The following is a 3,130-nucleotide window of genomic DNA, read 5'->3' on the forward strand; positions in this document are numbered from 1 at the left end:
TCGTCAGGAGAGTGGAGGACCGGTGGATAGGCTTCGTGTTGAGCCAGAAGCTGTGGGAGAGGTTCGATAACAGGAACCTGTCTGCAGGAAGAGCCCAGACGCCCGTACTCGGCTGGATAATCGAGAGGGCCGATGAAAATAAGCAGAAAAAGAAGGTGGCCTACGTGGAGGAGCTCGGGATGTACATAGACGACCTCGACCTGGAGGAGTTCACCATCGAGATAGAGGCCGTTGAGAGGAGAGAGGAGGAGAGAACACCCCTTCCTCCCTACACAACAGATGCGATGCTGAGAGATGCCAACGCGATTCTGAAGATGTCCGCAGTTGAGGTGATGAGGCTCGCGCAGCAGCTCTTCGAGAGCGGACTCATAACGTACCACAGGACTGACTCGACGACTGTCAGTGACGCCGGGCTGAGGATCGCCAAGGAGTACCTCGGAGAGGACTTCCACGGCAGGAAGTGGGAGAGGGAGGGAGCGCACGAGTGCATAAGGCCCACAAGGCCTATCGACAGGTACGATCTGCAGAGGCTGATTCAGGAGGGAGTGATCCAGGTAGAGGGGATTACGAGGAGGCACCTCGCCCTGTACGACCTCATCTTCAGAAGGTTCATGGCCAGCCAGTGCGGGAACTACAGGGTCGTGGTGGTCAGATACAGGATAAAGGCCAATGGAAGGGAATTCGAGGAAGAGAGAGTGGTTGGGGCAGAGGGGAGAGCTTACGAGCTTTACAGGTCAGTTTGGGTCAGGGAGGAGCTTCCTGAGGGGGTGAGGAAGGTCAGGGCCAGAATTCTCACAGTTCCCAAGGCCCCGCTTTACACCCAGTCTGATATAATAACCCTGATGAAGGAGAAGGGCATAGGCAGGCCCTCCACATACGCGACGATAGTGGAGAAGCTGTTTATGCGAAAGTACGTCATCGAGAGGAACGGAAAGATCATTCCAACCGACACTGGAAGAAAGGTGTTCGACTATCTCTCTGAGAACTACGGGAAGTTCGTCTCCGAGGAGAGGACGAAGCTGCTTGAGGAGAAGATGGACGAGGTTGAGGAGGGTAAAGCAGATTACCTTGAGATAATCCGGGACCTCTACGAAGAGATCAGGGAGATTGCCTGAGCTTCTCCTCTACAGATCTCTTCTTGCTCTCTATGCTTCCACCTTTTACTCTGTAATCCACCTTCACGACCATGTACACCCTTCCAGCCCCCATTTCCACGAGCCTGTCGTTTATCTCCTGCATGAGCTCTCCCAGCTCCCTGTAACTTTCAAGCTCGACAACCGTGCCCATTGACGAGAGCTCGTACCTGAGTTTTCTTCCCCTTATGACCTTCAGAGCCTCGGCAACGTACTCGCTGAGCGACTCTCCAACGCCGATCGGAACGACAGATAATTCGACGAGCATGTAAAAAAGAGGTGCAAAAATGAATAAAAGGGTTTGTTTCAGAGCACGTCGATGCCGTTGTAGTTCTTCGCCACCATCGACGGTACAGGCTGCCTACCGTTCGAGCTGTACGCCTGCACCTCAGCTTTTTTTCCGTTGCCACCGTGGGTGTAGCGGGCGTACTCCTCCTCGACGCTGAAGATCTTCTCCGGCTTCACGCCGGTCATTATCGCCGTCACCCTCACTATTCCCTCGAACTCCTTGGATATCCTCGCTCCCCAGATCACCATCGCATTGTCAGAGATCTCGAACGTCAGGTTGTTCACTATCTCCTCAGCCTCCTTTATGGTGAGGTCGGGCCCGCCGGTTATGTGGATCAGCGCTCCGGTCGCTCCGCGGTAGTCAACCTCCAGCAGCGGGTGGGAGAGGCAGTCCCTCACAACCTCGCTCGCCTTGTTCTGGGACTTTGCCTCACCGACGAGCATAACCGCAACACCGCCGTGCTCCATTATCGCCCTGACGTCTGCAAAGTCGATGTTCATGAGCGACGGCTTGGTTATCGTGTCCACTATGCCTTTTATCGTCTCGGCCACTATCTGATCCATCACGCTGAACGCCTGCTCGATGGGCAGGTTTGGCACGTACTCGAGGAGCTTGTTGTTGTCCAGCACTATGACCGTGTCGGCGTGCTTTTTCAGCTCCTCCAGACCCTCCATGGCCTTTCCTATCCTCGCCCTCTCGACCCTGAAGGGCGTCTGAACCATTCCTATGACTATCGCACCCTGCTTTTTGGCTATCTCCGCAACAACCGGAGCAGATCCTGTACCGGTACCTCCACCGAGTCCTGCACAGACAAAAACGAGGTTAGCGCCTGACAGGAGCTCCTCCAAGGTCCCCCTCGCGAGCTCGGCAGCCTTCCTCCCGATCTCGGGATAGCCTCCGGCCCCAAGTCCCTTTGTGATGCTCCTGCCTATCAGAACCTTCTTGTCAGCCTTTATCATTTCGAGGTGCTGCCTGTCTGTGTTTATCGCTATCGTCGTCACACCATCCACACCCAGGTTCTTCAGCCTGTTTACCGTGTTGTTTCCACTACCACCACAACCCACAACCACTATGTTTGGCGTTCCGAACTCCTCAAACGAGAAGTTGTCCACCCTGCTCTGCAACTCCTTCATATAATACTCCTGCGCCTCCCTAATAAACGACTTCATACATTCTCCCCCATCCACTTTATTTCATCACCCATGAGCTCCTTCAGCTCCTTCTTCTTGTGGACCATGAAGAGCCTGAGGGCCTCTCTGATCACCTCGCTGACGTTCGCATAGTCCCCCATAGCAACGAGGGACTCGATAAACTCGTACTGCTGATCCGTGATTCGTATGGAGATCTTTTTCATCTTCATTATTTCAGCTCCTTTTTAAACGAAAAAGGGGAGGACACAGTCCCCCCGCCGTCTCCCCGCCGCCACCCTATGGATGCCATGGGTGGTATTCTGTCCCCCAGTTGTCGGACAATGTACTATTGATGTCCTCCTATAAAAATGTTTCTAAAGAAATGATTATGAGAGAAAAATTAGGGTCGTCTAAAGCAGTTTGGCGAGGTACCTGTCCTTGAGCTTCAGGTACTCCTTCCAGCTCCTCTCTATCAGCTCCACTTCCTGATCCGTTAACTCCCTGACCACCCTTGCAGGTACGCCCAGTATAAGAGACCTCTCCGGATACCTCTTGCCCGTGCCGACAGATCCAGCACC

4 protein-coding genes and 1 pseudogene are annotated in these 3,130 nt (G+C 53.9%); 1 reads left to right on the forward strand and 4 read right to left on the reverse strand.

Features of this window, described 5'->3' with window-relative positions; all coding sequences use genetic code 11:
• A partial coding sequence (rgy, locus tag ACXJJC_RS00930; RefSeq protein WP_456368675.1) for a reverse gyrase occupies positions 1 to 1,115 on the forward strand: 1,115 nt, incomplete at its 5' end.
• On the opposite strand, the gene ACXJJC_RS00935 is transcribed toward rgy, so the two are convergent.
• The 4 genes and pseudogenes from ACXJJC_RS00935 to ACXJJC_RS00950 all read right to left on the reverse strand — a co-directional run.
• Positions 1,099 to 1,401 (reverse strand): MTH1187 family thiamine-binding protein, encoded by a 303-nt coding sequence (locus ACXJJC_RS00935; RefSeq protein ID WP_456368677.1) that lies wholly within the window; start codon positions 1,399 to 1,401, stop codon positions 1,099 to 1,101. The genes rgy and ACXJJC_RS00935 overlap by 17 nt on opposite strands.
• Positions 1,402 to 1,439: 38 nt before the next feature.
• Entirely contained in the window at positions 1,440 to 2,591 is a 1,152-nt protein-coding gene (gene ftsZ / locus ACXJJC_RS00940) for a cell division protein FtsZ (protein WP_456368679.1), read from the reverse strand.
• Positions 2,588 to 2,782: a ribbon-helix-helix domain-containing protein gene (locus ACXJJC_RS00945; RefSeq protein WP_456368681.1), complete on the reverse strand. Its 195-nt coding sequence runs from the start codon at positions 2,780 to 2,782 to the stop codon at positions 2,588 to 2,590. The genes ftsZ and ACXJJC_RS00945 overlap by 4 nt, the downstream gene beginning before the upstream one ends.
• A gap of 180 nt (positions 2,783 to 2,962) precedes the next feature.
• Positions 2,963 to 3,130, reverse strand: a pseudogene (locus ACXJJC_RS00950) (gamma carbonic anhydrase family protein); the annotation flags it as partial.

This window comes from Geoglobus sp. (genome assembly GCF_054018175.1).